The organism is Roseococcus sp. GW821-FHT12F05 (genome assembly GCF_058806835.1).
This window is the reverse complement of sequence record NZ_JBXAQB010000001.1, coordinates 103,332-129,401: the sequence shown is the minus strand read 5'-3', so window position 1 is coordinate 129,401 and position 26,070 is coordinate 103,332. Positions and strand designations below refer to the sequence as shown.

Sequence of the window (26,070 nt, the reverse complement as noted above, 5' to 3'; positions counted from 1 at the left end):
CGGCCCCGTCCGGATTACGCCTTTGTCATCTCTTCGGCCGCCCGCGCGCTGATGCCGCTGCCGAACTCGGCCTGGGCCTGGGCGAGCGCCGCCGCCTCGGCGGCCGCCACGGCCTCCGACTGCCGGCGCCACATCTCCGCATAGAGCCCATCCTGGGCGATCAGCCCGCCATGCGTCCCGCGCTCGGCGATGCGGCCGTCCTCCAGCACGATGATCTCGTCCGCCTCCACCACGGTGGAGAGCCGGTGCGCGATCACCAGCGTCGTGCGCCCCGTGGAGATGCGCGTCAGCGCCGCCTGGATCTCCTGCTCGGTGCGGGTGTCCAGCGCGCTGGTGGCCTCGTCCAGGATCAGCACGCTCGGGTCCTTGAGGATCGTCCGCGCGATGGCCACGCGCTGCTTCTCGCCGCCCGAGAGCTTCAGCCCGCGCTCGCCGACCCTGGTGTCGTAGCCCTCCGGCAGGCGCATGACGAAGTCGTGCACCTGGGCCAGCCGGGCGGCGGCCTCGATCATCTCGGGCTCGGCATCGGGCAGGCCGTAGGCGATGTTGTAGCGGATGGTGTCGTTGAACAGCACGGTGTCCTGCGGCACCACGCCGATGGCGCGGCGCAGGCTGTCCTGCGTGACGTCGCGCACGTCCTGCCCGTCGATCAGCACCTGGCCGCCGGTGACGTCGTAGAAGCGGAAGAGCAGGCGGGAGATGGTGGATTTTCCGGCGCCGGTCGGGCCCACGATCGCCAGCATCTTGCCCGGCGGCACCTCGAAGCTGACGCCCTTCAGGATCTCGCGGTCCGGCCGGTAGGCGAAGCGCACGTCGCGGAACTCGATCGCGCCGGCGGTCACGGCCAGCGGCCTCGCGTCCGGTGCATCCGCGATCTCCTGCGGCACGTCGAGGAGGTGGAACATCGCCTCCATGTCCGTCAGCCCCTGCTTGATCTCGCGATAGGCGAAGCCGAGGAAGTTGAGCGGCAGGTAGAGCTGGATCAGGTAGGAATTGACCATGACGAAGTCGCCGACCGTCATGTTGCCGTGGACGATGCCGCGCCCGGCCAGCAGCATCACCACCGTGAGGCCGAGCGACATGATCAGCGCCTGGCCGGCGTTCAGCGCGTTGAGCGAGATCTCCGAGCGGGCATAGGCGGTCTCGTAGCGGCGAAGGCTCTCGTCGTAGCGGCGCGCCTCGTGCGCCTCGTTGTTGAAGTACTTCACCGTCTCGTAGTTCAGCAGGCTGTCCACCGCCTTGGTGTTGGCCTCCTGGTCGGTCTCGTTCATGGCGCGGCGGAAGGCCAGCCGCCAGTTGGTGAAGAGCAGCGTGAAGGCGACATAGCCGCCGATCGTCACCAGGATCGTCACCGCGAAGGAGACGCCGAACATCCACCACAGGATCACGGCGACCAGGATGATCTCGAAGATCGTCGGCAGGATGTTGAAGAGAAGAAAGTTCAGCGCCGTGGCGATGCCGCGCGTGCCGCGCTCGATCACGCGGGAAAGCCCGCCGGTGGAGCGGTCCATGTGGAAGCGCATGGACAGCGCGTGCAGGTGCCGGAACACCTCCAGCGCCACGCGGCGCCCGGCGCGGGCCTGGACCTTGGCGAAGACGGCGTTGCGCAGCTCGTTCAGCGCAGCGGCGGTGAGGCGCAGCAGCCCGTAGCCGAGCACGAGCGCGATCGGCAGCGCGACGACGAGGCCCATGCCCTCCTTGGGCGTCAGCGCGTCCACGGCGCGGGCATAGGCGATCGGCACCAGCACGTTGGCCGCCTTGGCTGCCACCAGGCTGGCCACCGCGAGCACGACCCGCACCTTCAGCTCGAGCTCTCCGCGGGGCCAGAGATAGGGCAGGATGGCCAGCAAGGCCCGGCCGTGATTGTCGTTCTTCGCGCTCATGGGCTCCATGTGGCCCGCACGTTCTGTTTTGGAAACCTGTGCCCTTTCCTTCGGCCCCCCGCGGCGGCACATGACAGGCATGACCTCCCCCCTGTTCCGCCACATCGAAGCCTGCAACAACACGCCCTCGCCGAACCACCTGCTGCCGTTTTATTTCGGCGCGGAGCAGGTGGGCTGGGTCTCGACGGAGCTCGCCCGTGCCCTGACCTTCTTCCCGCGCGATTTCCACTTCGAGGGCCGCGGCGTCTCCATGGCCGGGCGGCTGCGCACGCCGGGGATGCGCAGCGACGCGCTGGCGGCGACGGCGCGCGAGCTGGCCAGGCAGGGCTTCGGCCGGATCCGCGGCGAGCTCTTCGACATCCGCGCCGAGGCGAACGGGCCGGCGCTCGGCACGCTCGACCGGGGGATGATCCCGCAATTCGGCATCATCGGGCAGGGGGCGCACCTGAACGGGCTGGTGCGGCGGGCGGACGGGCTGCATGTCTGGGTCGGCATCCGCGCGAAGGACAAGGCGGTGGCGCCGGGGCAGGTGGACAACCTCGTCGCCGGCGGCATCCCGGCCGGCATGACGCCCGAGGAGACGCTGCTGAAGGAGGCCGGCGAGGAGGCCTCGCTGCCGCCCGAGCTGGCGGTGACGGCCCGGCGGGTGGGGCGGCTCTCCTACATCCTCACGAACAACGAGGGGCTGCGGCGCGACGTGCTGCACGTCTTCGACCTGGAACTGCCGGAGAGCTTCGTCCCCACGCCGAACGACGACGAGGTGGAGCGCTTCGAGCTCTGGCCCGTCGCGCGGCTGCTGGAGGTGGTGCGGGACACGGAGGACGTGAAGTTCAACGTGAACCTCGTGCTGATCGACCTCTTTCTTCGCGAAGGGCTGGTGGATCCGGCGAGCGCGGAGGGCCAGGCGCTGCGGGCGGGGCTGGACCAGGGGCCGTGAGGCTCGGCATGATTTTTTCATACCGGACCGGGAGCTCAGGATGGCATCGGTCGAGAAACGCACGGTGAGCCCGCCGGCCGAGCAGGCCAGCTACATCGACCTCGTCGCCTCGGGCACCTATGCCACGACGAGCGAGGTGGTCCGCGCCGGGCTGTGCGAGCTGCAGGAGCGCGACGCGGCCGTGGAGCGCTGGCTGCGGGAGGAGGTGGCGGCGGGGCGCGCCGAATACCTCGCCGATCCATCGAAGGGCGTTCCGGCGGAGCAGATCCTGGACCGCATCAAGGCACGCCGCGCGGCCGCCCGAAGCCGCTGAAGTTCTGACGGAAGTGGCGGGCGAGGCGAGGGCGGAGGGCTCGATCTCCTTCCCAGGCGAGGCGTGCGGCGCGACGATATCATCCCGGAGCTGCGGATCATCGGGTTCGAGCGACGCTTCGCGATCGCCTTCGTCGCGACTGAAGACCTCGTGCTGATCGAAGGCATCTTTCACAGCGGACAGGATCGCGAGGCAGCCTATCGCGAGCGCGACGCAGGATAGTCCGCGCAACTGCCGCCACCGCTGGGACGTTCAATCCCGTATCATGCCCCCCATGTCCCTCCTGCTCGCCCTGACGCTGCTCCTCGCCACGCCCGTCCTGGCCATGGCCCAGGTCCAGACGGACCGCTTCGGCACCACGACCGGGCGCATCGGCAACGCGCCCGTGCAGAGCCTGACGCGCAACGGCATGACCACCGGCCGCATCGGCGAGCAGAGCTTCCAGACGCAGACCGACCGCTCCGGCAACACCACCGGCCGGATCGGTAATGCGCCGATGATCGGGCAGACGGATGCGATGGGGAACACGCGCGGCACCGTCGGCGGGCGGCCCTTCACCTGCACGTCCAACGGCATGGGCGGCCAGACCTGCCGCTAGCTCCGTAGGATCGCCGCCAGGCGGCACGCTTCTTGCTGTTATATGACATATTTATGACAGCAAGGACCGCCCCCATGACCGACCATCCGACAGGGCCGCTCGCCACACGCCGCGGCATCGCCGCGGCGAGCCTGGCCGCCGCGCCGCTCGCCGGCGCCCAGGCCCAATCCCGCGAGACCGTGCTGCGCGTGGGCATGACGGCCTCCGACATCCCCGCCGTCACCGGCCAGCCCGACCAGGGCAGCGAGGGTTGGCGCTTCACCGGCATCACGCTCTACGACTCGCTGGTGAACTGGGACCTCTCGCGCGCCGACCGGCCGAGCGGGATCATCCCGGGCCTCGCCACCTCCTGGCAGGTGGACGCGAACGACAAGCGGCGCTGGGTGTTCCAGCTCCGCCAGGGCGTGAAGTTCCATGACGGCTCGCCCTGGAACGCCGAAGCGGCGGTGTGGAACCTGGTGAAGCTGACCGACCAGTCGGCGCCGCAATACGACCGGCGCCAGGTGGCGCAGACCTACGGGCGCATGGGGCTCATCGCGAGCTTCGAGAAGCTGGGCGAGCACGCCATCAGCATCACCACGCGCGAGCCCGACGCGCTGGTGCCCTACTATTTCGGACGCATCTTCTTCTCGAGCCCCGCGCAGTGGGAAAAGGTCGGCCGCAGCTGGGAGGCCTTCGCCCGCGCCCCCTCCGGCACCGGCCCCTGGAAGTTCGGCGCGATCGTGCCGCGCCAGCGGCTCGAGCTCGTGAAGAACCCGGACTACTGGGATGCCGACCGCGTGCCCAAGACCGACCGGCTCGTGCTGCTGCCCATCCCGGATGCCAGCACGCGCGTGGCCGCGCTGCTCTCGGGCCAGGTCGACTGGATCGAGGCGCCGCCGCCGGATGCGGTGGGCCGGCTGCGCTCGCAGAACATGCAGATCGTCACCAACGGCTACCAGCACACCTGGCCCTGGGTGCTGAACATGAACGAGGGCTCGCCCTTCCACGACATCCGCGTGCGTAAGGCGATCAACCTCGGCATCGACCGCGAGGGCATCTCGGCGATGCTGGGCGGCTTCGGCGCGCCGGCGGTGGGGCAGGTGCCGCCGGGCCATCCCTGGTTCGGCAGCCCGAGCTTCCGCATCCGCCACGATCCGGCGGAGGCGCGGAAGCTTCTGGCCGAGGCGGGCTACGGGCCGCAGAATCCGGTGCGCGCGAAGATCATCATCAGCGCCTCCGGCTCAGGCCAGATGCAGCCGGTGATGATGAATGAGGCAATCCAGGAGATGCTGAAGCCGCTCGGCGTCGAGATCAGCTTCGAGCTGGTGGACTGGGCGGCGATGGTGCAGGCGCGTCTGCGCGGCTCGCGCGACGCCTCGGCACGCGGGCTGCACGGGCTGAACTACTCCTGGGTCTGGGTGGACCCGGATTTCGGCTTCATCACCGCGCTCGACAGCCGCCGCACGGCGCCGCGCGGCAACAACTGGGGCAATGTGGAGCAGCCGGAGTTCGACGCGCTGTCCGACCGCATCCGCGCCGAGTTCGACCCGGCGAAGCAGGACGCGGTGGTCGCCGAGATGCACACGCGCATGGTGGACGAGGCGGTGTGGCTCTGGGTGGTGCACGACATGAACCCGCGCGCCATGTCGCCGCGCGTGAAGGGCTTCATGCAGGCGCAGAACTGGGTGCAGGACCTGACGCCGGTGCGGATGGAGTAGGGCCAGGGGCGCGGTCGCCTGGCGGGGAGGAGGGGCAGAGCGCCTCGCCTCTTCCTAGGCGTCGAAATACCGCATCGCCTCGAGATCGGCGATCAGCCCGGGGCCCGTCGGGCGCCATCCGAGCCGCTCGCGCGTCAACGCGCTGGAGGCCGGCATGTCCAGGCCGGCGAACATCGCGAGCCAGCCGAAATGCCCGGCGGCCTCCTCCGGAGACATGGCGACGACCGGCACCTTCAGGCCCCGGCCGATGACCTCCGCGATGTCGCGCACCGGCAGCCCTTCCTCCGCGACCGCATGATACCGGGCGCCGGCCGCCCGCTTCTCCAGGGCCAGCCGGTAGAGATGGGCGACGTCGAGGACATGCGCTGCCGGCCAGCGGTTGAGTCCGTTCCCCACATAGGCGGACACGCCGGTCCTGCGGGCCAGGTCGATCGCAGGGCTGATCAGGCCCTGCTTGACCGGATCATGCACCTGCGGGAGGCGCACCACCGAGACGTTGACGCCCGTCGCCAGCGCTGCGGCGCCCGCCAGCTCCGAAGCGACGCGAGGGTTCGGGTGGTGGACGTTGACGACGTCTTCCGTCGCGGGCTGGCCTGGCCCGGCACTCCCCATCCCGGTTCCGGAGGTGATGACCAGGGGCCGATCCGATCCGGCGAGACCGGCGCCGAGCGCCTCGATGGCGCGGCGATCCTTCTCGCAATTCGCGACGAAGTTGGAGAAGTCATGGTCGAAGGCGGTGTGGATCACGCCGTCCGATGCGGCCGCCCCTCGGCGCAGGCTCTCCGGGTCTTCGAGATCGCCGCGATGGACCTCGGCGCCGGCGGCGAGGAGCGACCGGGCGCCCGCCTCCGATCGCGTCAGCCCGAGCACCTGATGGCCGGCCCTGAGAAGCTCCGGGACGATGGCGGAGCCGATGAAGCCGGTGGCGCCAGTAACGAAGATGCGCATGGGGAAGTCTCCTGGGGTGTCCTGGAGACCGTATCGGTCCGACCTGCATCCTGTTAAAGTCGTGAAGATATCATGGTATAAGAACCAACAGGCTCCGCATGCCCTCCGAGACCGGCCATCTGCTGGGAACCTACCTCCGGGATCGCCGCGCCCGGCTCGATCCGGCCGCCTTCGGCTTCCCGGTGGGGCGCCGGCGGACGCCGGGCCTCCGTCGCGAGGAAGTCGCCCAGCGCTCCGACATCAGCCCCACCTGGTACACCTGGCTGGAGCAGGGGCGCGGCGGCGCGCCCTCGGCGGAGGTGCTGAACCGGATCGCCGGCGCGCTGATGCTGACCGAGGTCGAGCGCGAGCACCTCTTCCTGCTCGGGCTCGGGCGCCCGCCCGAGGTCCGCTACAAGCCCGCCGAGGGCGTCACGCCCCGCCTGCAGCGCGTGCTCGACGCCTTCGAGGCCAGCCCCGCCTTGATCAAGACCGCCACCTGGGATGTCGTCGCCTGGAATCGCGCCTTCGCCACGGTGCTGACCGATTACGGCGCGATCCCTCCAGGCCAGCGCAACATCCTGCGCCTCATCTTCTGCGACCCCCGTGTCCGGGCCGCGCAATATGACTGGGACAGCGTGGCCCGCTTCGTGGTCGGCGCATTCCGGGCGGATGCGGCGCGTGCCGGCGCGGCGGCCGAGGTCGGCGAGCTCGTGGCCGAGCTGTGCCGGCTCAGCCCCGAATTCGAGGCGCTCTGGCGTGACAACGACGTCCATGCGCATGGCGAAGGGGTCAAGCGCCTCCGCCATCCGATCCTCGGCCCGATCGAGCTGGAATATTCGGCCTTTGCCGTCGACGGCCGGCCCGACCTCGGCATGATCGTCTACAATCCCGCCGCGTCGGCGGATGCCGACCGGATTCGGTCGCTCGTGAACGCGGCCTAATCCGCGAAGTCGGGCTGCTCCTTCATGAGCTGCCGCTTGATGCTCTCCAGGTGCAGGACGGCGCTCTCGCGATCGCCCTCGCGCATCTGCGCGTAGGTGGCCTTCGCGACCGCCTCCGGCACTGGCTTCAGCACCCGCCCCGTCGCCATGGCGAGCCGCTGCACCTCGGCCGCGCGCTCCAGGTAGTAGAGGTCGTCCCAGGCCTCGGCGACGCTGGGGCCCACCACCATCACGCCGTGGTTCTTCATGAAGACGATGTCTGCATCGCCGAGCGAATCCGCGATCCGGTCGCCCTCCCGCTCGTCGAGCGCGAGGCCGTTGTAGTCCTCGTCCACCAGGGTGCGGCCGTAGAATTTCAGCGCCGTCTGCCCGGCCCAGACCAGCGGCGGCCCCTCCAGCATCGAGAGCGCCGTCGCGTTCGGCATGTGCGTGTGGAAGGCGGCCTTGGCGCGCGCATGCTTCATGTGGACGCGGGCATGGATGTAGAAGGCCGTCGCCTCCGGCACGCCGTTGCCCGCCACCACGCGGCCCTGGAAATCGCAGATCACGAGGTTGGAGGCCGTGACCTCGGCGAAGGCGTAGCCGTAGGGGTTCACCAGCATCAGGTCGTCATGCCCGGGGACGACGAGGCTGAAGTGGTTGCAGATGCCCTCCTGCAGCCCGAGCTTCGCGGCCATGCGGAAGCAGGCTGCGAGGTCGATGCGCGCCTGGCGGATCGCCGGCGTGTCGAGCTCGGAGTTGCGGAGAAGGGCGGGGGCGGCGGTGTCGAGGGCGTGGGCCATTCCCCTAGCATGCAGGCCCGCGCGCCCGGGGCAAGGCCGGTCCTGCCGGGATGATCATGAAAGCGCATTCAACGCGGATGGGTATATGGACCGCCGGCCTTTGACGCCGCCGTGGCGCGCCTTAAGGTGCGCCGCAAGAACGTTCAGCGGGAGAAACATCCAATGCTCAGCACTCGTAGGGGCGCGCTGCTGGCCGGCGCCGGCTTCGCCATCCTTGGCCGCGCGCATGCGCAGGCGCGGACCGTGCTGCGCGTCGGCTGGACCACCAGCGACGGCGCGCAGGACCCCTATGCCATCGCCGCCCGCGCCTTCAAGGAGGAGGCCGAAAAGCTCTCCAACAACCGGCTCGACGTGCAGCTCTTCCCCAACCGCGCGCTGGGCGACGAGCGGCCGATGCTCGACGGCCTGCGCCTCGGCACGGTGGACCTCGCGGTCATCACCAATGCCGTGATCGCGCAGATCGAGCCGTCCTTCCAGATCAACGACATGCCCTTCCTCTTCCCCGACGAGGCAACGGCGCAGCGCGGCCTCGACGGCGAGATGGGCCGCAGCCTGGCCACGCGCCTCGAGACCCGCGGCGTGGTGAACCTCGGCTACATGGAGGGCGGCTTCCGGCAGATGATCAACAACGTCCGCCCGATCGTGCATCCGGCCGACGTCCGCGGCGTGAAGTTCCGCGTGCTGCAGAGCCCCATCTACGTCGGCATGTACAACGCGCTCGGCGGCACCGCGGTCCCCATGGCCTGGGGCGAGACCTTCACCGCCGTGCAGCAGGGCGCCATCGACGGTCTGGAGATCCCGCTCGCCGTCATAGACGCCAACCGGTACAATGAGGTGACCAAGTACCTCTCCCTGACCAACCACATCTACTCGATGATCGCGCTGCTCATGGCCAAGCGGAATCTCGAGCGCCTGCCGGCCGACCTGCGCGACGTGGTGCGCGCCGCTGGCGTGGCGGCCACGGCGAAGCAGCGCGCGGCCTCGATCGCCAATGCCCGGCAGATCACGGAATCCCTGCGCGGCAAGGGCATGACGGTGAATGCGGTGGCCGACCCGGCCGAGTTCCGCCACGCGGTCCTCCCCATGTACGAAAGCTTCCGCGGCGCCATCGGCGCCGACATCGTGCAACAGGCTCTCGCGGCGTCTCGCTGATGCGGCCTGTCGCGGCGGGACTCGCCGGCCTCGCCGCGCTGCTGCGCTGGAGCCTGATCCTGGCCACCGCTTCCATGCTCGGGCTCATCTTCCTCCAGGTGGTGATGCGCTACGTCTTCTCGCAGGCCCCGCCCTGGTCGGAGGAGCTGGCGCTGCTCGCCTTCTCCTGGGCGACCATGGGCGGCCTCGCGCTCGGCGTGCGCGAGGGCTTCCATGTCCGCCTGACCCTGCTGACCGACCAGCTTCCCGCGCGCGTCGCCGCCGGCTGGGAAGTGGCGGTGAACCTGCTGACGGCCGGGCTCGGCGCCTATGTCGTCTGGTCCGGGATGCGCTTCCTGGAGTTCACCGAGGGCAGCACCTCGGCCGCCATGGAATACCCGATCGAGATCCTGAACGGCATGGCGCCCGTCTCCGGCGCGCTCGTCTGCCTCTTCGCGCTGGGCCGCATCCTCCTGCCCCCGCCGCCCCCGGTGGAGACGGCCCCCGCATGAGCATCGCCTTCCTGCTGACCGGCGGCTTCGCCGGGCTGGTGGTCTGCGCCGTGCCCTTCGCCATCGCCATCGCGCTGGTGACCCTCGGCTCGCTGGTGACGGCCGACATCGAGCCCGCCTTCCTCGCCCAGCAGCTCATCGCCGGCTCGCAGTCCTTCAGCCTGCTGGCCATCCCGCTCTTTATGCTGGCGGGCGAGATCATGTCCGCCGGCGGGCTCTCCCAGCGGCTGGTGGAGGTGGCCTCCACCCTGGTGCGCCACCGCACGGGCGGGCTTGCCATCGTGACGGTGCTGGCGGCGCTGGTCTTCTCCGCCATCTCCGGCTCCGCGCCGGCGACCACGGCCGCCATCGGCGCCATCATGATCCCGGCCATGGTGAAGGCCGGCTACGACAAGGCCTTCGCCGCCTCCATCGCGGTCTCGGCTGGCGTGCTGGGGCCATTGATCCCGCCCTCCATCGCCTTCGTCATCTGGGGCATCGTCGCCGAGCAATCCATCGGCCGCCTCTTCCTCTCCGGCGTCATCCCCGGCTTCGCCATCGCGACCGGGCTGATCGTGATCTGCTGGTTCCACGCCCGCCGCCACAAGGTGCCCAAGGAGCCGCCGGCGAGCTGGGCCGAGGTCGGCCAGGCCATGGTCCTCGGCAAATGGGCGCTCTTCTCGCCGATCTTCGTGCTCGGCGGCATCTACGGCGGCGTCTTCACGCCGACCGAGGCGGCCGCCATGTCCTGCGTCTATGCGCTGATCGTCGGCCTCGCCGGCCGCACGCTGACCCTGCGCGCCCTGCCGGAGCTCTTCCTCCGCTCCGCCCGCACCAGCGCCATGGTGACCTCCATCATCGCCGTCTCCGTGGGCTTCGGCGTGCTGGTGGCGCAGGAGCGGATCGCCGTGGATTTCGCGAGCTGGATGGCCGACAGCCTCGGCACCAAGTGGCTCGCTTTGGCCTCGCTGAACCTGGCCTTCTTCCTGCTGGCCGCCGTCATGGACGAGATCGCCATCATGGTGGTCCTGGGCCCCATGCTCATCGCCATCGCCAACCGCTTCGGCGTGGACCCCGTGCATTTCGGCGCCATCATCGTGACCAACGTCTCCATCGGCATGGCGGCCCCGCCGATCGGCTACTGCCTCTTCGTGGGCATGGCGATCAGCGGCCTCTCCCTGGCGCGGATCGCGCGGGCCATCTGGCCGCAGATCATCGTGATGCTGATCGTGCTGATGCTGACCACCTACATCCCCGGCTTCGCCCTGCTGCTGCAGCCACGATAGGTCAGCAGGGAGGGCCAAGGCGGCTTGCCGGCCCTCCCGCAGGGGCCCATCTGCTCCGGCAGCCATGGCCGCGACCTTCGGCCCTCAGGGATTCGTGAATGCCTTCCATCCTCTCCGTCTCCGGCGTCGAGAAGCACTACCGTTCAGGCCTGACCGCATTGGGAGGGATCGATCTGGAGGTCGAGCGCGGCGAGATCTTCGCCCTCCTCGGCCCCAACGGCGCCGGCAAGACGACGCTCATCAGCATCATCTGCGGCACCGTCACCATGTCCTCCGGCACCGTCTCCGTCGCCGGCCACGACATCGTCCGGGACTTCCGCAGGACGCGCGCCACCATCGGCCTCGTCCCGCAGGAGATCGCGATCGACATCTTCGCCACCGTCTGGGACACGGCTCGCTTCAGCCGCGGCCTCTTCGGCCTCCCGCCCGACCCCGTCTACATCGAGCAGCTCCTGCGCGACCTCTCGCTCTGGGACAAGCGCGACAGCCGCATCATCGAGCTTTCCGGCGGCATGAAGCGCCGCGTGATGATCGCCAAGGCCCTGAGCCACGAGCCCGAGCTGCTCTTCCTCGACGAGCCCACCGCCGGCGTCGACGTCAACCTGCGCCGCGACATGTGGGCGCTGGTCCGCAAGCTGCGCGACAAGGGCGTCACCATCCTCCTGACCACGCATTATATCGAGGAGGCCGAGGAGATGGCCGACCGCGTCGGGGTCATCGACAAGGGCCGCATCCTCTTGGTCGAGGACACCGCCGCGCTGATGCGGAAGTTCGGCAAGCGCCGGCTGAAGCTGGCCCTGCAGAAGCCCATGACCTCCATCCCCGCCGAGCTGGCCGACTGGCCGCTCGAGCTCCAGGCCGAGGGCCACCAGCTCCTCTACACCTTTGACGCCAATGCCGAGGGCACCGGCATCCCGGGGCTGCTGCGGCGCCTCGGCGAGCTGGGCATCGACTTCAAGGACCTGGACACCGAGCGTAGTTCCCTCGAGGACATCTTCATTCGCCTGGTGGAGCGCGCCTGATGCCCCCAATTCGTTATAATGGGTTCAACCGTCACGGCATCTGGGCGATCTACCGCACCGAGATGGCGCGCACCCTGCGGACCGTCTGGCAGAGCATCGCCACGCCCGTCATCACGACCGCGCTGTACTTCGTCGTCTTCGGCGGGGCGATCGGCTCGCACATGCAGCAGATCGGCGGCGTCGACTACGGCGCCTTCATCGTCCCGGGCCTGATCATGCTGACGCTCCTCACGCAGAGCATCTCCAACGCCTCGATCGCGATCTACTTCCCGAAGTTCACCGGCACCATCTTCGAGATCCTGTCCGCGCCGCTCTCGGCCTTCGAGGCGGTGTTCGCCTATGTGGGCGCGGCCGCGACCAAGTCGGTCGGCATCGGGCTGATCATCCTGGTGACCGCGACCTTCTTCGTGAAGGTCCAGATCGACCATCCCTTCTGGATGGTCGCCTTCCTGCTGATGACCTCGATCACCTTCAGCCTCTTCGGCTTCATCATCGGGATCTGGGCGCGGAACTTCGAGCAGCTCGCGGTCATCCCCTCACTGGTGGTGACGCCGCTGACCTTCCTGGGCGGGGCCTTCTACTCGATCGACATGCTGCCGCAGCCGTGGCGGACGATCAGCCTGTTCAATCCCGTGGTGTACCTGGTGAGCGGGTTCCGGTGGAGCTTCCACGGGGTGGGGGATGTGAGCGTGGGGGCGAGCCTGGGGTTCACGGCGGGATTCATGGTGCTGTGTCTGGGGGTGCTGTGGTGGATGTTCCGGACGGGGTATCGGTTGAAGGCGTAGCTTTCATCGGGAACTGAAGCCCCTCCCGTTGGCAGGCTACGATTCAGCGGGTCGTCTGGCGGCCATACGCAATAAGCGATGAGTCATCGCCTGGGCGCTTACTCCGTAGGCGTCGGCGAGCGCTTTAATTGCTCTCCCATCCTCGACATCCATCTCCGCCGCCCGAGGGTCGCCACGGAGGAATCGGTCGGGCATCAGTAGAGAAGCTGCAAAGAAATTGGCTTCGATCTCCTCGATATTTGTGCCTTCGGAGGAAAGACCCGATCTAAGACTGATTCTATAGTCCTTGTCGTAGTGGACGGCTTCGCCTTCGTGTAGCAAAAAATGGCCCAACTCGTGCGCAACGGTGAATCGTTGGCGCTGAGGGGAATGCCTAGAATTCACGCCGATCACCACCCCATCGGCTGACCGGAACAGAACTCCCGAGATTTCTTTAATATCGTACTTAACGACCCGACATCCCTTCAGCCTTGCGAGCCGATCTACGGGTACAGGAGCCTTCGAGATACTTCCTTCGTCAAGTAGGCCTTCGGCCAGCCGCTGGATGTAGGCAAAGCGTGGTCTACGGTCAGTCATCGCCTTGCGCCCGTCGCGCGCTCAAGGAACGCTACCACGGCCTTGGGCAGATCGCGCGCAGTGGCGGTCGGCTTCGTCGAAAGGCGCGCCTCGGCTGCCGACAGCACATCGGCGGCGGTTGTCCCGAGCGCTTCCGCGATCTCGACTAGGTGATGGATGGGCAGCGCCTGCCGACCCGCCTCCGCGTTGGCTATGGAGGAACGGGACAGGGAAACAGCCTCGGCCAGTTCGCCCTGCTGCATCTTGGCCTCCCGTCTTTTCTCCTTCAGTTCCCTGCCTACCGCCACATAGAGCATGCCAGCTCTGCCGCTGCGCGCGATCGCCATGCCGAAATCTCCCTGTGCGCCACTAACAGTGCCGGAAGGGTTCGGTTGCGTCAACCAGGGAAACATAAACTTAGATTTATGTCGTTGTGTGTTTATATTAGAAACAGTTTAACTGTTCTTGCATAAAGTCGCCCTGCGTGAGATGGTTCCGCTGCGACTCCACAATCAGGAGGTGGTTTTGACCTACATTGGCACTTTCCGGCCCAGCCTTATTGACGTCTTGCTGGCCGATGTGGCCCGCAAGGTGCAGCTCTCACCGACGGACCATCGGTTGGCCGTTGAGAGGTACAGGACCATCAACGAATGGCTCGACCGCGATGGCAGCCCCATGCGCGGGAAGGTCATGCTGATGTATCCGCAGGGATCTATGGCGACGGGTACCACGATTTCCTCTCGCCTGGAGAACGACGAGTTCGACATCGACCTCATGGCCGAATTGGACGCGGAGTTCGCCTATCGGCACCCCCGGGATGTTCTCGACCTACTGTTCTTCGCGATCAACGGCGACCCAGGTTCGCGCTACTACGGCATGGTGGAGCGAATGACGCGGTGTGTGCAGGTGCAATATGCAGGCATGCACCTCGACGTGACGCCGGCGACGCTTATCGCGGGCCGCGCGGCGCGGGTCAGCAACATCTGCCACAGCAAGCGAGAGAGGCCGAGGGAGGAGGACCGCCGGATCCCCGCCAACCCGTGGGGCTTTGCTGAATGGTTCAAGCAGCAAATGCCACTGGCCATCGGTGATGGCGTGGGGATGTCGACTCTGGCGAAGGCATCCGAGGCGGTGCCTGTGGAGGATCAGCTCGAACTCCACGAACGGAGCCTGCCAGTCATCGCGATGCAACTCATCAAGCGCTGGCGCAACAAAAAGTATGACAAGCGCGAGGGGCGCTGCCCGCCCTCTGTCCTAATCGCATGCCTCGTCGGAGAGCGATCCGGGTCTCTCATCAATGCAGGCACGGTCCAGCGTTCTCTGCACGCGACGCTGCTCGACCTTGTGACCTATATCCTCATCCAGTTCGAGGCGGCCGAGAGGCTTGGACAGCTCATCTACCGTGCAAATCCGGCATGCCGTTTGGATGAGGTGCTGACGGACCGGTGGCCCGCCGGAGTCGCAGATCAGCGTCAGTTCATCGCTGACCTAAGGGACTTCGTTGCCAAGCTGGAGATGTTGGGCAGGGGCGACCTCTCCGTGCCGCAGTATAACGAGCTACTGTCCGACATGTTCGGTGAGCGTGCCGCGGCCCAGGCGATCGAGGAGATGCGAAAAAGGCACGACGAGCGGGCCAGGGCTGGGCAGGTGCTCCACCGCCTCGGCACGGGCGCAGTGCTGGCTGCACCGGCTATCCCCTCCAACGGAATCGGAAGCCCCTCTCCGGCCGGTGTGCGCCAGGCCCCCCGGAGCACGTCTTACGGCGCGGACGAGGACTAAGCAGGGCTGTGGCTTCCATCAGCGCCCAGGTCGCCGCGATGCGGGTAGCTTTCCCGGCGATGCGCCTCACAGTGGAAGGGCGATGGGGCTGCATCTGGGAGGGGCCATTAGTTGGGTTGGGCCGTCCCTATCTTGTGAGGGTGACCTACATGGCCTCCCTGATTTTCGGCGGATGCGATCTAGGCTGGAGGTTTCAACTCCCCAGGACGCAGGTGCTGGCGCCCGACCTCGTGGCCGAATGCGGTGGCCGCCCGCCTCACGTGTACGGAACCGTCCCTTATCCCGACCTCTGCGTCTTCGATCCTCACGCGCCGGAGCGCGAGTGGCGCAGGGGAATGTTGGTTGCGGACAGCTACATCCTCTGGGTAGCGCGGTGGCTGGCGTCCTACGAACTTTGGCTGGTCACCCGGAAGTGGAGCGGGCCTGAGCGCCACCCCACCCCGGAGGACACGGCGGAGGCTCGGTCTTCCCAGATCGCGACGGAGCCGCCCTCCGCTTCGCCCGCCGCCGTGAGGCGGGTGGCAACGGAGGAGCGTACGGAGGGCAGCGGGCCCGTCCTGCGCGCCGCTGCCGAGCGACGCCTGCCATCGCTGCTACTCGACTGGTGAAGGGGCGAGAGCAATGCCGAGTTCCGCCAACTGGGCGAACGATCTTCGCAGGTTCCTGGCCTTGGCCGTCGAATGGGCCTTCCGGAAGCGCTCCACGGGCTTGCGGATCATGCGCTGCGGAGCGTCGATTGTAGGCGTGTCGATCGGCGGCTTCGCCTTCAGCATCAGGCGCGGCGACGCGATCCTGACGGTGGGGAGCGATGCCTGGTTGCCTCTCTCCGTCGCAGGCCTGGTGATTGGAACCGGATTGCTACTATTCGGCGGCCGCCTCGTTTTCCAAGATGCAACGGACGAGCGGGCGATCCGGCAGCGGAAGCGGATCCTGGTGGTCGAGCAGCGTGGGTTGCTGAAGAAGTTCGCCACGCCGTTGAAGGACGCGCTGCCCCGAGGGCTGGTTGGTCTGCCGCTTTCGAAGGTGATCGACACTAGTCCCTACTTTCGGGATGGCGCGCTGGTTGAGTTCGGTGCGGCCTTCATGGAGGTCAGAGAGGCGAGGGGCACCCTTCGGCAAGGATTGGGAGACGTCGAACCGTCGGACGTGACAGTGGTCTATGGCGGGGTGGCTCCCGTTCCGCTCACCTTCCTGACCGGCACCTACTTTGACGACCTGAGCGCCGTAGACATCATGGATTGGGACCGGGCGGCGAACGCATGGCGTGGCCTAGACGGGGACGATGACGGAGACGATCTGTCGGAACCTGACCTATCTCGCGTGCCACCAGGCACCGAGGAGGTGGCGTTGGCGATCTCGGTCTCCTACGAGGTGGAGGAGGCTGCTATACGACGGATCAGCAATGGGTGGCCGTTGCTGCACATGCGTATGGGCCAGGTAGAGATCGGGAACCATTGGTCCGAGGCCAAGCAGCGGCGGATGGCTGAGACCTTTGTTCGGGTCATGGCGAAGCTAGCCGACCGGGGCGTTCTGCAGGTGCATCTCTTTCTGGCAGCCCCCAACAGCGTGGTGTTCCGCCTTGGTCGCCATCTCGACCGCAATTGGTCTGCGCTCCAAGTTTATCAACGCGAGCCCGGGGACGCCATTCGCTTCCCCTGGAGCATCCGCATGCCGTCTCCCAGCACGCCCGAGCCGCAATTGTGCCCGACACTGGCACCAGCCGTGGTCGCTCCTGACGCCTTCGACGGGTGAATTAGCGGATCTCCCCGGGACTGTGTCTCGGCGTAAAAGGCGGGCTCCGGCGATATCTCGCGGGTCACTTTGGTTGGTCTTAAGGCGTCGAGGTCCTGGCAGGGCTGACTGCTTTCAGCAAGGGACCGATGCAGACCGCAATGGGTCTAAAGCGGCTGCCCCCAATTCCACCCCCACCCATCCTCCCCTAAAACCCACCCCATGAGCACGAGCACCACCAACCAGCGCATCAACGCCCCCCGCCTCTGGTCCACCCTCATGGCCATGGCCGAGATCGGCGCCACGCCCAAGGGCGGCGTGAAGCGCCTCACCCTCACGGAGGTCGACAAGGCCGGCCGCCGCCGCTTCACCGAATGGTGCGAGGCGATCGGCCTCACCGTCCGCGTCGACGCCATCGGCAACATGTTCTGCCGGCGCGAGGGCCGCGACCCCACGCGCAAGCCGGTCCTCCTCGGCAGCCATCTCGACAGCCAGCCCACCGGCGGCAAATTCGACGGCGCGCTGGGCGTGATCGCCGGCCTCGAGGTCATGCGCACCCTCAACGACCTCGGCATAACCACCGAGGCCCCGATCGAGCTGGTGAACTGGACCGACGAGGAGGGCAGCCGCTTCGGCCATTCCCTCATGGGCAGCGGCGTCTGGGCCGGCGTCTATGACCAGGACAAGGTCTATGCCCTGACCGACACCGAGGGCGTCACCGTCGGCGAGGCGCTTGATACCATCGGCTACCGCGGCCCGAACCCCGCCAGGCCCTTCCCGGCCGACGCCTATTTCGAGCTGCACATCGAGCAGGGCCCCTTCCTGGAGCGCGAGGGCAAGCAGATCGGCATCGTCACCGGCGCCCAGGCGCAGGTCTGGTACGACGCCGTCATCACCGGCCAGGACGCCCATGCCGGCACCACGCCGCCCTCCACCCGCAAGGACGCGCTGGTCGCGGCCGCGCGCGTGGTGTCCCGCGTGGACGAGATCATGCGCGCCCGCGGCGAGGACGGCCGCGGCACGGTCGGCCGCCTCCAGGTCATCCCCAACAGCCCCAACGTGGTGCCCGGCGAGGTGCGCTTCAGCATCGAGTTCCGCCACCCCGACGGCGCCGAGATCGACGCCATCGCCAAGTCCTTCCCCGCCGAGGCCCAGGCGCTGGTGGCGCAGAACGGCTGCCGGCTGGAGCTGAAGGAGCTCTTCGTCATCCCCGCCCAGCCCTTCGACAAGGATTGCGTGGACCTCGTGCGGCAGGCGGCGGCGCGGCTCGGCTATCCCGCGCGCGAGATCATCTCCGGCGCGGGGCACGACGCGGTCTATGTGGCGCGGCTGATCCCCACGGCGATGATCTTCACCCCCTGCAAGGACGGCCTCAGCCACAACGAAGCGGAAAGCATCCTGCCCGAGGAGGCGGAGGCCGGCTGCCAGGTGCTGTTCGAGGCGGTGGTGGCACGGGCGAACCGGTAGTTGCGAGGGGCTCTGCCCCTCGCGCTCCCCGCCAGGGCTTTTGGCCCTGGACCCTTTAACGGAACGAAGGTGCAGGAAACTGAGTTTCCTGCTGGGGGAGTTTGAGGGGGCAAAGCCCCCTCAAGACCTCAAAGCGCGGCGAGCACCGTCTCAGCCTTGCTGACCTCGAAGGCGCCCGGCGCCTCCACGGCCACATGCGTCACCACGCCGTTCTTCGCCACGAGCGCGAAGCGCTGGCTGCGCACGCCGAGGCCGCGCGCCGTCAGGTCGAACTCCAGGCCCAGCGCCTTGGTGAAGGCGGCGCTGCCGTCGGCCAGCATCACGACCTCGTCGCCGATCGACTGATCCTTGCGCCAGGCGCCCATCACGAACACGTCGTTGACGGAGATGCAGGCCACCACGTCCACGCCCTTCGCCTTGAACTCGGCGGCGTGGGTGACGAAGCCCGGCAGGTGCTTGGCCGAGCAGGTCGGCGTGAAGGCGCCGGGGACGCCGAAGAGCACGACGGTCTTGCCGGCGAAGAGGTCGTCCGTGGAGACCTCCGTCGGTCCGTCGGCCGTGGCCTGCATGAGCTTCGCCGAGGGGATCTTGTCGCCGACCTTGATCGTCATCCGGGGTTCCTCCGAGGGGATGGTGACGAAGGTGTAGGCTCTCCCGAAAATCCTGTCACGCTTGCGGAGGGGGCGCGGCATCCTCACATTTGCGTCCATGGCAAGACACGACTGGAAATCGGCCTTCGGGGCCGCCAACCCCTTCGAGGACGGAACGCAGCTCGCGGGGCAGCTGCTGGTCGCCATGCCGAACCTGCGCGACCCGAACTTCGCGGGCAGCGTGATCGTCCTCTGCGCGCATTCCGCCGGCGGCGCGATGGGGCTGATCCTCAACCAGCCCATCCCCAAGCTCTCCTTCGAGGAGCTCCTGAAGCAGGTCGGCGTGGAGCCCCTGCCGCCGCAGCGGAGCATCCGCCTCGTCAACGGCGGCCCCGTCGAGGAAAGCCGCGGCTTCGTGCTGCACAGCGGCGAATGGAAGGCCGAGGGCTCGCTCCCCGTGAAGGGCGGCTATGCGCTCACGGCCAGCCTCGACATCCTGAAGGCCATCGCCTCCGGCGGCGGCCCGCGGCAGGGGCTGCTCGCGCTGGGCTATGCCGGCTGGGGCGCGGGCCAGCTCGAGAACGAGATTGCCCGCAACGACTGGCTCTGCGTCCCCGCCGACGAGGACCTGCTCTTCGGCGGCGACGACCGCACGCGCTGGCGCCGCGCGCTGGCGAAGCTGAACATCGACCCGACGCTGCTCTCCGGCGAGGCGGGGCACGCCTAGCTGGACCAGCGGAAGCAGGAAGATCCGGCCGCGACTGCGGCCGGCGCCTGAGGTCAAAATTAGGTCCGCCGCACGTTCCAGAAGGCGACGATCCCCTCCAGCACGCCCGTGATGTTCCGCCGATGCGCGGTCTTGGAGAAGTATTGCCCCGTCGGCAGGTAGGTCGCCTGCTGCAGGATCTCGCGCTGGAATTCCGCCGCGATCCGCTTCTGGCTGTCGAGGTCCGGCGCGTCGATCCAGCCCATCCGCAGCTCCTCGGCCTTCGGCGCGCTGGGCCAGCCGAACCAGGCATCCGCCCCATTGGCGCGCAGCACCTGGTAGCTGAGCGGGTTCAGCGAATCGAGCCCCGTCCAGGTCGTGTGGAACATGCTCCACCCGCCCCGCTCGACCGGCTCCTTGCTGGCGCGCCGCTGCACCACCGTGCCCCAGTCGGACACCTGGAAGTCCACGTTCATGCCGAGCTTCTTCAGCAGGTCGTGCCCGACCTCGCTGAGCGCGGTCAGCGCCGGCTGGTCGGTCGTGCCCATGAGCACGACGCGCTCGCCGTTGTAGCCCGCCTCGCGCAACTCCCGCTTCGACCGCTCCAGGTCGCGCGGACGGGTGATGATCTCCATCCCCGCATCGCTCGCCAGCGGCGTGCCGAAGGTGAAGATGCCGACGTTCTCCCGCCAGATCCCCGGCTCGGTCCCCGCCGCCGCCGTCATGAAGTCCGCCTGCGACATGGCGCCCATCACCGCCCGCCGCACCGCCGGCTTGTCGAAGGGCGGCTGCAGGCAGTTGAAGATGCCGCTCCCCACCGTCCCCAGCGGATTGGCATTGGCCGTCACCACCTCGCGCGAGCGGCGCAGCAGGGGCACGAGGTCGTTGGGCGGGTTCTCCCACCAGTCCATCTCGCCATTCCCGAGCGCCGCCGCCTTGGTCGCGGCGTCCGGCATCACGGTCCACTCCACGCGGTCGAAATGCGCCACCTTCGGCCCGCCCGACCAGGCGATCTGCCCGGATTCGCGCGGCCTGTAGTCCGCGAAGCGCTCATAGACGACGCGCGCGCCCACCACCCGCTCGTCCGGCTTCCACTTGAAGGGCCCGGACCCCACGATCTCCCGGATCGAGGTGAAGGGATCGGAGCCGCTGGCGATCCGCTCCGGCATGATGAACAGCGCCGAGGGCCCGATCTTCGCCAGCGTGTCCAGCATCGGCCCATAGGGCCGGTTGAGGCGGATGACGAAGCTCCGGTCGTCCGGCGCCGTCATCTCCGCCAGCCGCGCCATCATGGCCTGGCCCAGCGAATCCCTGACAGCCCAGCGCCGGATGGAGGCGATGCAGTCCACCCCGCGCACCGGCGTGCCGTCATGGAACTTCAGCCCCTCGCGGAGTCGGAACGTCCAGCGCTTGCCGTCGTCCTCGACGGTCTGGCCCTCGACCATCTGCGGCGTGGGGGTGAGGTTCTCGTCGTAGCCGTAGAGCTGGTCGTAGATCAGCAGCGCGTGGTTGCGCGTGACATAGGCCGTGGTGACCACCGGATCGATGACGGTGAGGTCGGCCTGCGGAATGAATTTCAGCACCCGGCTCCCGGCGGGTTGCGACAGCGCAGGCGACGCCATCGCGGCGGCGCCGGCGGCGAACAGGCTTCGTCGGTACATCTCTCAACTCCCAGCCATAAGGTGACGACGGCCGGGACTGGCGCGGAGCCTGCACGCTCCTTACGCCGCCATGAGACAGGATGAGCCCCCGCCAAAGCAACGACGACGTGACGCCAGGGAGAGGATTCCGCCGCTCATCCGCCGGCCCCGTCGAATTCGCTTTTTGTTCTTGACGCTGGAGAGGCCTTTCGGCACCTTCCCCTCAGGAACAAGAAGAGAACACGGTCATGCCGGACGGTGCTCATTATCCTCTCGCCCCCAACGGGTATCAGAAGGGCCGCGGCGCGGTCTCCAACCCGCACGTGCGCTTCGAGACCCAGGTCGCCGAAGCCTTCGACGACGGCTGGGGATCGCTGGTCGAGGACATCACGCCGCTGCGCACCACGCTGACGCGCGAGGCGGCGAAGTCGGCGCTCACCTACAACGACAGCCCGGACATCGGCTTCGACCGTTCGCTGAATCCCTACCGGGGCTGCGAGCACGGCTGCGTCTACTGCTTCGCCCGGCCGAGCCACGCCTATGTGGGCCTCTCGCCCGGCCTGGATTTCGAGACGAAGATCCTCTTCAAGCCGGACATGCCGGAGATCCTGGCGCGCGAGCTCTCCAGGCCCGGCTACAAGCCGAAGCCGGTGACCTTGGGCGCCAACACCGACCCCTATCAGCCGCTGGAGCGCCACCAGGGCCTGACGCGCCGCATCCTCGAGGTGCTGGAGCGCTTCAACCACCCGCTGAGCATCGTGACCAAGGGCGCCGGCGTGATCCGCGACATCGACATCCTGGCGCGGATGGCGAAGAAGAACCTGGTGCGCGTCTGCGTCTCGATCACCACGCTGGACGCGCGGCTGGCCCGGGTGATGGAGCCGCGTGCGGCGAGCCCGGTCCGGCGGCTGGAGGCGGTGCGCCAGCTTTCGGCGGCCGGCATCCCGGTGGCGGTGCTGGCGGCGCCGATGATCCCCGGCATCAACGATGCCGAGCTGGAGCGGATCGTGGAGGCGGCGGCCAAGGCCGGGGCGGACAGCGCCGGCTACGTGCTGCTGCGCCTGCCGCTGGAGCTGAAGCAGATCTTCGAGGACTGGCTGAACCAGCATTTCCCGGACCGCGCGGCGAAGGTGCTGGCGCTGATCCGGCAGACGCGGGGCGGGAAGCTGTACGACTCCACCTTCGGGCAGCGGCAGAGCGGGAACGGGGTCTATGCCGGGGTGCTGGGGCAGCGCTTCGCACTGGCGGTGAAGCGGGCCGGGATCGGCGAGCGGATGTGGGCGAAGGCGCTGGATTGCTCGCAGTTCAATGGGCGGGCGGATGATCGGCAGTTGGCGCTGTTGTGAGCAGCTTAATTGATAATAATGTAAGCATTTATATAATATTGGCAAAAAATAAAGCTTCTGTTGTGCGGCCCCGTTTATTAGCTAGTCCAGACAAGATGCTTGTGCGATGTAATTGCTTATATTTTCCCGCATCCCGATATAATATCCGAACACTTTCATGATCTGCGTTCGTTACGACTACAGCAGCTCCTCGGCGTATGGCCGCTTTTACAGCAGCGCAAAGGCGCACTTGATCTGACCAGGTAAATATACGTTCATTATATTTGAGGAAACCATTAAGGTTATGCTTGACGGTATAAGGCGGGTCTACGAATACGTAATCGCCCTCCCCGGCTTGGGATAAAGTTTCCTCAAAATCTACACATAATATACGGGCGCCCAAAAGAATTTTGCTAAAATTGCGGAAATCCTCACCTTCAAATACGACTCGTGATTTTGTGCCGATAGGCACGTTGAATTCACCTCTTAAATTCACCCTGTATAAACCATTCCAACAGGTTCGATTAAGATAAAGCGTGCGTGCCGCTTTTTCAATTTGATTTTCTGGAATATTTTTTCTCATTAAATAGTAATAATTTGAGTTATGCAAACTCTGATGAATATTCATCTTGACGCTGAGTTCATCAGGAAAATCTCGAATAACCTCATATAAATCTATTAATTCTCGATTGATGTCTGAAATTATGGCAGTCTTCGGCATCAATCTAAAGAAAATCGCACCGCTACCTAAAAAGGGCTCAATATATCGCGCATAAGAACTCGGGATAGGCAGTTCTCCTGAGTTGGCTAACCATCGCTTTCCACCTGCCCATTTCAAAAACGGATCAAACATTTTCTAAAAATCCGATATCTATAATTTTTCTTCACCCAGTAAAACTCTATATAGTCGAGCTTCTCCGGATGTTCCCGGAGGGAAATTATCGGTATTAAATTGAGCATCATCGATCGAAATCTTATCAAAAATTAAGTTATAGAATTTTGTATCAAGCACAACATCGCCCGGAGCAGCAATCTTCGAGTAGGCATATCTGAAAAAACGCATTAAAGCGCGAAAGCCATTGGTACGGTTGAGGACGAATCCTCGCCCCCTCTCTTCCCAGGCAGAAGGCCATTTTCTTCGAACCGCCAAAAAGTAGTTGTTTATAATTTTTGCGATATCAATATCATTTTCGGAAACAAAAAGATTTCTCAAGGGCGTCTTTTGCAAATCAATGCCATAGGATAGAGGAATTTTACTATTTCGCAGAAGTTTATCTCGGTCAATTTTAGGGTTAATGCTTATATATATCATCAACGATTCAACAAAAGTTGCTTGGGTTATCGGTTCAAATACCCGGCCCTCGGTAGCTATGCCAAGTCGTTTAATGCGCTTATAAAGAGCAGAATTTTTATCTCCGTCCAGTGCAACAGCTATATTGTGGCAAGTCTTTTGAGGGCTTCTCGAATTTGCAAGATCATATAAATCATATACGAGGCTCTTATTGACCTTTGTCTGTTCTAAATTTACAGTTGCAAATATTTGTGCCTGATCAGCAATATCAGCTCCGACAAATAGCGTTACGGACAAGTCAAATTCGTCGCTGGCACCGTTAAAGGTCTCTAGTCCAGCTATACGGTGTTGGCCGTCCAGAACTCGAGCTATTTGGCCTAAATTAATCGTCGGCTTAATTTCGTCTGAGCGGCAATTAGATATTGTCATGCGGTGATTTTTTTCGTCAAATTGAACATAGCCTTCTGTCAGAGCTAGAATAATAGAGGTGGGGAAAGATGCATCTTTAAAATTGACATAAGTGTTGAGCTTTGATACGCGCTTTTCATCAAGCGGACGCTGTATTCCTAGGTATCTTTCGAAATCACGCTCATCGCGGAGAACTCGCCTCACGTCGAAAAATGTCATAGATTGAAGGCGTTTATGTGGAATAGCCCCGACAAAGATATCGCCAATGGGCTGCCTTGCGCGAATGCAGGGAAAATCGAAACTGATTGGATCAGGATCTGGTGGAAGGTCTGCAGTCATTTCTGTTCCTCCCAGAGGCGGATAAATTCTTTTTCTTGTGAGGGCATTATCCGAGGAATATTCTCTAAGCCATTCCGATAGGCAGTTGCGCAAAAAAACACACCCGTAGATACCGCAAAAGTTATCCATGAAATAAGTATGACGCCATCGTAATTTATTATTCCGGCAAGATCTCCACTTTTAAACAATGGATTACGCAGAACATAAAAGGCAAAACTTGAAAGCACACATATGCCTATACTAATAAGAATAAAGCCGGCACCATATGGAAATTTAATCGTATATATGTGCAATAGAGATTTGCTTTCCTCTTCTGGGCGGCGTTCACCATAATTTTTAGTGATAATATATACTAAAGGTCCAACTAGTGCGGCCGAAAACAGGAAAAATTCGCCAGTCCGGACGGATTCGTGCCCCGAAACAGGCGTCATAAAAATAAAGGGACTCAAAAGAGGTAAAAGCCACAAAGGCATTGTTGAGAATGCCGTCGCAACGGATACCTCACTGGCTGCGCTTTTTAGATCGCTTTTCGAGCATTCTAATAAACGACCAATTAACGGGACGGCGCGAAACCATAAGCGGATCTTCCGCATCAACCCAGTAGAAATTTGATGCCACGTCACGGGTTAACCCTCTGTTTGCATCCGATTTTTATCGGGCTTGACGCATAATCTCCGTACACTGAAATCATCGATTTGAAACGTCAAGCGCCGTGGGAATGGTCTCTGCTCATCGATTAGTCCTTGCAAAAGTGTGGATTAATTTCCTATAAATCGCTATGCCCTCTCCCCTCCGCATCCCCCACAACCCCCTCTCCGATGCGGAATGGCAGGCCCTCCTTCCCCACGTCCTCCGGCGCTTCCGCGGCCGCCCTTGCGACCACCGCGCCCGCTTCGACGCCATCTTCCGCGTCGCCGCCACCGACGGCCCCTGGGCCGACCTCCCCGAGCCATACGGCAAGCCCGACACCGTCTCCCGCTACTTCCGCCGCCTCACCCATGAAGGCTTCTGGGAGCATCTGCTGCTCGCCCTCGCCGCCGCGCCCGAGGGCCACACCCTGCGCAACCTCCTCGGCCCCATCTGCCGTGCCGCCCGCCGCGCCATCCGCCTTCGCGGCCTGCGCATCATCCTCCTCGCTCGACGCCTCAACCTGAAGCGCGCCCTGCCGGCCCCGCCCTGGATGTGTCCCGATCCGGATTTGTCCGAAAAGATCTTCGCCCTGCCATTGCCGCAGCGGATTCCGCCGACGCGGCGGCTCCGGTTGGCTGCCATCGACTATCTCCGCACCATCCGAAAGCTGCTCACCGTCGTCGCCGGCCGCCGCTACATCCCCCGCGCGCTCAAGGCCAACTGGCCATGAGCCTCAAACGAAAGAGGGTCCAGGGAACGGTGAACCTACAGGTTCGCCCCGTGTCGGGACGGTTTGAAGGGGCGGAGCCC

28 protein-coding genes are annotated in these 26,070 nt (G+C 65.2%); 18 read left to right on the top strand and 10 right to left on the bottom strand.

Features of this window, described 5'->3' with window-relative positions; all coding sequences use genetic code 11:
• Positions 1–14: 14 nt before the first annotated feature.
• The gene (locus AC1ROY_RS00685) at positions 15–1,892 is read right to left on the bottom strand and encodes an ABCB family ABC transporter ATP-binding protein/permease (RefSeq protein WP_493146238.1); all 1,878 of its coding nucleotides are present in this window, start codon (positions 1,890–1,892) and stop codon (positions 15–17) included.
• Positions 1,893–1,962: 70 nt separating this feature from the next.
• Here AC1ROY_RS00685 and AC1ROY_RS00680 point away from each other — a divergent pair, with 70 nt between their 5' ends.
• The 5 genes from AC1ROY_RS00680 (at position 1,963) to AC1ROY_RS00660 (ending at position 5,431) form a co-directional block, all read left to right on the top strand.
• Positions 1,963–2,820 carry an NUDIX hydrolase gene (locus tag AC1ROY_RS00680; protein ID WP_493146236.1) on the top strand — a complete coding sequence of 286 codons (858 nt, stop codon included), beginning with the start codon at positions 1,963–1,965 and terminating at the stop codon, positions 2,818–2,820.
• 40 nt (positions 2,821–2,860) lie between these two features.
• Positions 2,861–3,133: a ribbon-helix-helix domain-containing protein gene (locus tag AC1ROY_RS00675; RefSeq protein WP_493146234.1), complete on the top strand. Its 273-nt coding sequence runs from the start codon at positions 2,861–2,863 to the stop codon at positions 3,131–3,133.
• Between the two features lie 63 nt (positions 3,134–3,196).
• Entirely contained in the window at positions 3,197–3,355 is a 159-nt protein-coding gene (locus AC1ROY_RS00670; RefSeq protein ID WP_493146232.1) for a hypothetical protein, read from the top strand.
• A gap of 52 nt (positions 3,356–3,407) precedes the next feature.
• Positions 3,408–3,731 carry a hypothetical protein gene (locus AC1ROY_RS00665; protein ID WP_493146231.1) on the top strand — a complete coding sequence of 108 codons (324 nt, stop codon included), beginning with the start codon at positions 3,408–3,410 and terminating at the stop codon, positions 3,729–3,731.
• Between the two features lie 74 nt (positions 3,732–3,805).
• Positions 3,806–5,431 carry an ABC transporter substrate-binding protein gene (locus AC1ROY_RS00660; RefSeq protein WP_493146230.1) on the top strand — a complete coding sequence of 542 codons (1,626 nt, stop codon included), beginning with the start codon at positions 3,806–3,808 and terminating at the stop codon, positions 5,429–5,431.
• Positions 5,432–5,485: 54 nt separating this feature from the next.
• Here AC1ROY_RS00660 and AC1ROY_RS00655 read toward each other — a convergent pair whose 3' ends face one another.
• Complete coding sequence (locus AC1ROY_RS00655) at positions 5,486–6,379, bottom strand: SDR family oxidoreductase (protein ID WP_493146229.1); 894 nt, start codon at positions 6,377–6,379, stop codon at positions 5,486–5,488.
• A gap of 98 nt (positions 6,380–6,477) precedes the next feature.
• Between AC1ROY_RS00655 and AC1ROY_RS00650 the strand changes: the two genes are divergently transcribed.
• Entirely contained in the window at positions 6,478–7,302 is an 825-nt protein-coding gene (locus tag AC1ROY_RS00650; protein ID WP_493146228.1) for a helix-turn-helix transcriptional regulator, read from the top strand.
• Here the strand turns inward: AC1ROY_RS00650 and AC1ROY_RS00645 are convergent.
• Entirely contained in the window at positions 7,299–8,084 is a 786-nt protein-coding gene (locus AC1ROY_RS00645; protein WP_493146226.1) for an aldolase, read from the bottom strand. The two genes, AC1ROY_RS00650 and AC1ROY_RS00645, sit on opposite strands and share 4 nt — an antisense overlap.
• Positions 8,085–8,246: 162 nt before the next feature.
• Between AC1ROY_RS00645 and AC1ROY_RS00640 the strand changes: the two genes are divergently transcribed.
• The 5 genes from AC1ROY_RS00640 to AC1ROY_RS00620 all read left to right on the top strand — a co-directional run bounded on the left by AC1ROY_RS00640 (position 8,247) and on the right by AC1ROY_RS00620 (position 12,799).
• Complete coding sequence (locus AC1ROY_RS00640) at positions 8,247–9,236, top strand: TRAP transporter substrate-binding protein (protein WP_493146225.1); 990 nt, start codon at positions 8,247–8,249, stop codon at positions 9,234–9,236.
• The gene (locus AC1ROY_RS00635; protein ID WP_493146224.1) at positions 9,236–9,727 is read left to right on the top strand and encodes a TRAP transporter small permease; all 492 of its coding nucleotides are present in this window, start codon (positions 9,236–9,238) and stop codon (positions 9,725–9,727) included. Before AC1ROY_RS00640 ends, AC1ROY_RS00635 begins: the two co-directional genes overlap by 1 nt.
• Positions 9,724–10,992 carry a TRAP transporter large permease gene (locus AC1ROY_RS00630; protein WP_493146222.1) on the top strand — a complete coding sequence of 423 codons (1,269 nt, stop codon included), beginning with the start codon at positions 9,724–9,726 and terminating at the stop codon, positions 10,990–10,992. The genes AC1ROY_RS00635 and AC1ROY_RS00630 overlap by 4 nt, the downstream gene beginning before the upstream one ends.
• Before the next feature lie 98 nt (positions 10,993–11,090).
• On the top strand, positions 11,091–12,014 hold the full coding sequence (locus AC1ROY_RS00625; protein WP_493146220.1) for an ABC transporter ATP-binding protein: 924 nt from the start codon (positions 11,091–11,093) through the stop codon (positions 12,012–12,014).
• Positions 12,014–12,799, top strand: a complete 786-nt coding sequence (locus tag AC1ROY_RS00620) for an ABC transporter permease (RefSeq protein ID WP_493146218.1) — start codon at positions 12,014–12,016, stop codon at positions 12,797–12,799. The genes AC1ROY_RS00625 and AC1ROY_RS00620 overlap by 1 nt, the downstream gene beginning before the upstream one ends.
• A 36-nt stretch (positions 12,800–12,835) precedes the next feature.
• Here the strand turns inward: AC1ROY_RS00620 and AC1ROY_RS00615 are convergent, their stop codons facing one another.
• Both AC1ROY_RS00615 and AC1ROY_RS00610 read right to left on the bottom strand, forming a co-directional pair.
• Positions 12,836–13,375: an ImmA/IrrE family metallo-endopeptidase gene (locus AC1ROY_RS00615; RefSeq protein ID WP_493146217.1), complete on the bottom strand. Its 540-nt coding sequence runs from the start codon at positions 13,373–13,375 to the stop codon at positions 12,836–12,838.
• A complete protein-coding gene (locus AC1ROY_RS00610; RefSeq protein ID WP_493146215.1) occupies positions 13,372–13,701 on the bottom strand; it encodes a helix-turn-helix domain-containing protein in 330 nt (109 codons plus the stop codon). The genes AC1ROY_RS00615 and AC1ROY_RS00610 overlap by 4 nt, the downstream gene beginning before the upstream one ends.
• A gap of 178 nt (positions 13,702–13,879) precedes the next feature.
• On the opposite strand from AC1ROY_RS00610, the gene AC1ROY_RS00605 reads away from it, so the two are divergent.
• The 4 genes from AC1ROY_RS00605 to AC1ROY_RS00590 all read left to right on the top strand — a co-directional run bounded on the left by AC1ROY_RS00605 (position 13,880) and on the right by AC1ROY_RS00590 (position 18,331).
• A complete protein-coding gene (locus AC1ROY_RS00605) occupies positions 13,880–15,133 on the top strand; it encodes a nucleotidyltransferase domain-containing protein (protein WP_493146213.1) in 1,254 nt (417 codons plus the stop codon).
• 38 nt (positions 15,134–15,171) lie between these two features.
• Entirely contained in the window at positions 15,172–15,741 is a 570-nt protein-coding gene (locus tag AC1ROY_RS00600) for a type II CBASS E2 protein (RefSeq protein WP_493147436.1), read from the top strand.
• A gap of 13 nt (positions 15,742–15,754) precedes the next feature.
• Positions 15,755–16,885 (top strand): SAVED domain-containing protein, encoded by a 1,131-nt coding sequence (locus tag AC1ROY_RS00595; RefSeq protein WP_493146211.1) that lies wholly within the window; start codon positions 15,755–15,757, stop codon positions 16,883–16,885.
• Positions 16,886–17,086: 201 nt separating this feature from the next.
• Positions 17,087–18,331: a Zn-dependent hydrolase gene (locus AC1ROY_RS00590; RefSeq protein ID WP_493146209.1), complete on the top strand. Its 1,245-nt coding sequence runs from the start codon at positions 17,087–17,089 to the stop codon at positions 18,329–18,331.
• Between the two features lie 128 nt (positions 18,332–18,459).
• Here the strand turns inward: AC1ROY_RS00590 and AC1ROY_RS00585 are convergent, their stop codons facing one another.
• Positions 18,460–18,942, bottom strand: coding sequence for a peroxiredoxin (locus AC1ROY_RS00585; protein WP_493146208.1), 483 nt, complete (start codon positions 18,940–18,942; stop codon positions 18,460–18,462).
• A 97-nt stretch (positions 18,943–19,039) separates the two neighbouring features.
• Between AC1ROY_RS00585 and AC1ROY_RS00580 the strand changes: the two genes are divergently transcribed.
• On the top strand, positions 19,040–19,648 hold the full coding sequence (locus AC1ROY_RS00580; protein ID WP_493146206.1) for a YqgE/AlgH family protein: 609 nt from the start codon (positions 19,040–19,042) through the stop codon (positions 19,646–19,648).
• Positions 19,649–19,707: 59 nt separating this feature from the next.
• On the opposite strand, the gene AC1ROY_RS00575 is transcribed toward AC1ROY_RS00580, so the two are convergent.
• Positions 19,708–21,288, bottom strand: a complete 1,581-nt coding sequence (locus AC1ROY_RS00575) for an ABC transporter substrate-binding protein (protein ID WP_493146204.1) — start codon at positions 21,286–21,288, stop codon at positions 19,708–19,710.
• Positions 21,289–21,515: 227 nt separating this feature from the next.
• Here AC1ROY_RS00575 and AC1ROY_RS00570 point away from each other — a divergent pair, with 227 nt between their 5' ends.
• Positions 21,516–22,613 (top strand): PA0069 family radical SAM protein, encoded by a 1,098-nt coding sequence (locus AC1ROY_RS00570; protein ID WP_493146203.1) that lies wholly within the window; start codon positions 21,516–21,518, stop codon positions 22,611–22,613.
• Between the two features lie 28 nt (positions 22,614–22,641).
• Here the strand turns inward: AC1ROY_RS00570 and AC1ROY_RS00565 are convergent, their stop codons facing one another.
• The 3 genes from AC1ROY_RS00565 to AC1ROY_RS00555 are packed head-to-tail and all read right to left on the bottom strand — an operon-like array spanning position 22,642 to position 25,253.
• Positions 22,642–23,445 carry a DNA adenine methylase gene (locus tag AC1ROY_RS00565; protein ID WP_493146202.1) on the bottom strand — a complete coding sequence of 268 codons (804 nt, stop codon included), beginning with the start codon at positions 23,443–23,445 and terminating at the stop codon, positions 22,642–22,644.
• An 18-nt stretch (positions 23,446–23,463) separates the two neighbouring features.
• Complete coding sequence (locus AC1ROY_RS00560; RefSeq protein WP_493146201.1) at positions 23,464–24,630, bottom strand: DGQHR domain-containing protein; 1,167 nt, start codon at positions 24,628–24,630, stop codon at positions 23,464–23,466.
• Positions 24,627–25,253 (bottom strand): hypothetical protein, encoded by a 627-nt coding sequence (locus tag AC1ROY_RS00555; protein ID WP_493146200.1) that lies wholly within the window; start codon positions 25,251–25,253, stop codon positions 24,627–24,629. Before AC1ROY_RS00555 ends, AC1ROY_RS00560 begins: the two co-directional genes overlap by 4 nt.
• 155 nt (positions 25,254–25,408) lie before the next feature.
• Between AC1ROY_RS00555 and AC1ROY_RS00550 the strand changes: the two genes are divergently transcribed.
• Positions 25,409–25,990 carry a transposase gene (locus AC1ROY_RS00550; RefSeq protein ID WP_493146198.1) on the top strand — a complete coding sequence of 194 codons (582 nt, stop codon included), beginning with the start codon at positions 25,409–25,411 and terminating at the stop codon, positions 25,988–25,990.
• The last annotated feature ends 80 nt before the right edge of the window (positions 25,991–26,070 follow it).